The organism is Emticicia sp., assembly GCF_049241225.1.
In the GTDB taxonomy this organism is placed as follows: domain Bacteria; phylum Bacteroidota; class Bacteroidia; order Cytophagales; family Spirosomataceae; genus Emticicia.
Map to the genome: position 1 here is coordinate 20606 of NZ_JBMLRC010000390.1, position 3628 is coordinate 24233.

Annotated in this window: 4 protein-coding genes; all 4 read right to left on the reverse strand. The window is 38.5% G+C overall.

Going from position 1 to position 3628, the window contains the following annotated elements:
- A partial coding sequence (locus tag ACOVO2_RS20375) for a Mur ligase family protein (protein WP_421771747.1) occupies positions 1-1704 on the reverse strand: 1704 nt, incomplete at its 3' end.
- Positions 1705-1752: 48 nt separating this feature from the next.
- Positions 1753-2184, reverse strand: coding sequence for a hypothetical protein (locus ACOVO2_RS20380; protein ID WP_421771748.1), 432 nt, complete (start codon positions 2182-2184; stop codon positions 1753-1755).
- 23 nt (positions 2185-2207) lie between these two features.
- The gene (coaD, locus tag ACOVO2_RS20385; RefSeq protein WP_421771749.1) at positions 2208-2663 is read right to left on the reverse strand and encodes a pantetheine-phosphate adenylyltransferase; all 456 of its coding nucleotides are present in this window, start codon (positions 2661-2663) and stop codon (positions 2208-2210) included.
- 53 nt (positions 2664-2716) lie between these two features.
- Positions 2717-3595 carry a DUF3822 family protein gene (locus ACOVO2_RS20390; protein ID WP_421771750.1) on the reverse strand — a complete coding sequence of 293 codons (879 nt, stop codon included), beginning with the start codon at positions 3593-3595 and terminating at the stop codon, positions 2717-2719.
- Positions 3596-3628: the final 33 nt, after the last annotated feature.

The window sequence follows — 3628 nt, forward strand, 5'->3', positions numbered from 1 at the left end:
AAAAATCTTAAAACTATAAATTTCTGGTTCTAAATTATACTCAATTAGCTTGGCGAAGGATTCTGGTTGCGGGTTAAGTACCATAATTGGCAGTTTGATTCCGTTTTGGCGAAGTACAACGCCCTCGTCGGTATAAGCAACTCCCAGATAATCAACTCGGTGATATTCGAGCAAACTGGCTACTTCGGCACTACCACTTCCGTAAGCAAATGCTTTTACCATCACCATTATTTTGGTTCCCGAACCAATTTTATTTCTGTAAAAATTCAAATTATTGGTCAAAGCATCGAGATTGACCTCAAAGACAGTTCCGTGAACTTTCAGCGTTAGTCGATTGATGATTTTCTCGAATTCAAATTTTCTGGCACCTTTCACCAATATCAACGAACTTTGAAGTTGATTGATGGGGTATTTCTCCAAAAACTCTTCGGTAGATTGATAAAAAACGATTGGTGCAACAGTGGATTTTCTATCACCAGCGGCCGATGTGTAGAAGGATTTTTGATTGCGAGAAATGACTTCTCCGATACCAATTACTTTATCAATTTGCTTGCCCTTTATGAGTTCGGCAAGACTTTCGTACAAATCTGCTTCTTCTAAACCTGACTGTAACACATCACTGATTATCAATACCTTATCTCGTTTGGTGTGTTGCTGGGTCATGAAATCAAGAGCAACCGAAAGTCCAGCGTAGTCGTTGTTGTAAGTATCATCAATCAGATAACAATCATTGATTCCCTGCTTCAATTCCAAACGCATAGCAATTGGTTTGAGCATATCTAAGCGACTCTGAATCTCGACCGTATTGATACCTTGGTGCAGCATCAAGAAAATACAATGCGTTGCGTTTTCGATGGAAGCATCATCGGCAAATGGAATCTTGAAATCATAGATTTGGCTATTCCATAAAATCTGTAAAGTACAATAAGTATTTTGCTTAGTAGCGTTTACGAAAATCTTACTCCCCGCTTTTTTCGACCACCCGATTAATTCAATATTCGGATTTACGGCTTTGAGCAAAATTCTGATTTCATCATCAATGTCTTCGTAATCTTTGCAATAAATGAGCGTTTTGCTTCGCTGAAATAAGCGGAGTTTTTCGGTAGATTTTTGTTTTCTGCTTCTGAAACCTTCATCATGTGCCGAACCAAGATTAGTAAAAATCCCGATGGTTGGACGAATGACTGGTTCGAGAAATTCCATCTCCCCTGATTTCGAGATACCTGCCTCAAAAATACCGAAATTATGGTGTTCGTTTATCTCCCAAACCGATAGCGGCACGCCAATTTGTGAATTATAGCTTCGTGGACTTTTTACTAAATTATAGTCTTTAGCCAACAACACGCTCAACCATTCTTTTACGATAGTTTTGCCATTGCTGCCAGTTACGCCCACCACAGGAATATCAAAAGCCTGACGGTGATTTGCCGCCAAATGCTGCAATGCCCTGATGGCGTTTTCTACCACAAAAAATTTGGCATCAGAAAGGTTTTCGAGTTGTGTTTTGAGAGCATCGTTGAGTGCTTTTTTCTCGACAACAAACTCACGCACACCTTTTTCGTAAAGGTCTCTTATGAAGGCATGGCCATCGTGACGCTCGCCTTTGATAGCAAAAAATATACTATGCTCTGGTTGAGACACAAAACGGCTATCGGTGAGCAGCACCGTAGCCTGAGAGATAATAGGTTCGGAAAGGAAATTCACTTACAAAAGAAAGATTTAGCTCCCTTCTATTGGGAGGGCTGGGGTGGGCTACAATGCTGGGATAAATTCCATATTTACGAATTGGCCAGCACTAATCATTTTATTATTTTCGGCTTGCAGCACCAACTTCGTTTTTGAGATTTCAATTACTTTGAATTGTCCTTTGAAGCCCAAAATATCAATATCCAAAACTTTGTTATCTTGAATCAAATACCAAGTTCCTGCATTCAAGATTTGTTTTGTTATGCGGTCTTTTGCACGAGTGACGTTATCGTCACGAAATTCGTAATCTAAACCAAAAAGTGCCTGTGCTTGCGAATTTAGCTGATTTTGGCTCAATGTTTTACCCTCAGTGTCAGCAAAACGGTCGAGTTTCCAGAAATTAGCCGAAAGGACTTTTGTTGGTTCATTCACCGTAACTTCTGATTTTTTGCAGCTAAAGGCAAATAATATTAAAGTAAAAAAAAGAATATTTTTCATAATATTTGATGGTTTATAAAATCTTAATCCAAATCGTAAGGCAAAAAATCATCTACTTTTGCTCCGTATTTGTGTAGTTCACGCACAATTGTTGAGCTGATTGGGGCAAGCTCGGGCGAGGTAATCAAGAAAACCGTTTCGAGGCCGCCAACCAAGTGCCGGTTTACTTGTGAAATTGTGTTTTCGTATTCAAAATCAGTTGTATTTCTTAGCCCTCTCAATAAAAAATTAGCTCCATTTGCCATGGCGGCATTGGCCGTTAGGTCATCATAAGAGATAATTTTTACATTTTCGTTGTCTTTGAAAGTCTCTCTGATTTTCTCGGTCATCATTTCGAGCGAGAAATAGCGTTTCTTAGCCGAATTGGTACCGATACCGATAATCACTTCATCAAAAAGTTTCAATCCACGCATCACAATATCAGCATGCCCTTTTGTGAAGGGGTCGAAAGAACCAGGAAAAAGGGCAACTTTTTTCATATTTTTTTAGCGGTTGGCTCGCAGGAACGTCCAAATTGGGCGTTCTCATTCTTTCAGTATAAATAAAACGAACTAAATAAGGTATAATAACGATGCTCGGGCAAATCTTCAAAATATTGACTAAAACGAATTTTTGATGGATTTAGTGCAAACTTAATATTCGTGAGCGATTGTGTAAGCTGCACGTATCTATCCGAAAATGAGGTAATCTCGCCATAAAACATTGTCTGAGTATCAACAGACAAGCCGAGTTCGTTCATCACAAATAGCACATGATATACCATATCTTGAGAAGTTCGGAAATGAAAACGATTACAGAAATGCAATTTAGCGTCCTTAAAGTATATTATCGTAATGTAATAGTCTTCAAAGTAAAGATGTAAGCCATCGTTGTTTTTATCTTGCACAATTCCCTCAATCAAAGAACCAATCACAGGTACGGGGTCAATCTTACGAGCAGGATACATTTCCTTAAACCACGCAAAAGTATCTTTTTCGATACCGAAAATACAGACTGCCCCAAAACGACTGTGTTTAAAATCAAAGATTTGCTCTCGCTCCGAAATATTTTTTCCTGCCGCAAAATTTAAGTATTTGGTAGCTTCATCAGCTTCGTAATATTCGTCAGGAATAAGCGTAAAGTGGTTTGCATTGACCGATAAACGAATTGTTTTCCAATAATTTGCTGCCAAAAACTGATGTTCTTGATAAACTGTTTTGAGGGTTTTTAGTAACTGATTTTCGTTCAATAAAGAGAAAACATGGTAATCTTCCAGCCACATGATTACATCGTGGAGGGTATTGTAAACAGTAAAACGAAAGCGGTCACGGCTCACTTCAATCAACAGATGGCAGTCGGCTATCTGATTGGTATCGAAGCGGTCGTCTTTTATTTCAAAACTCGGTGATATATTTAAAACAGGATTCTCCAATGATTTTAATCAATTTAGATGATTAGCAAAAGT

Coding starts and splice junctions, on each gene's coding strand:
- coaD (WP_421771749.1), bottom strand. CDS start 2,663: ATGAAAAAAGTTGCCCTTTTTCCTGGTTCTTTCGACCCCTTCACAAAA.
- ACOVO2_RS20380 (WP_421771748.1), bottom strand. CDS start 2,184: ATGAAAAATATTCTTTTTTTTACTTTAATATTATTTGCCTTTAGCTGC.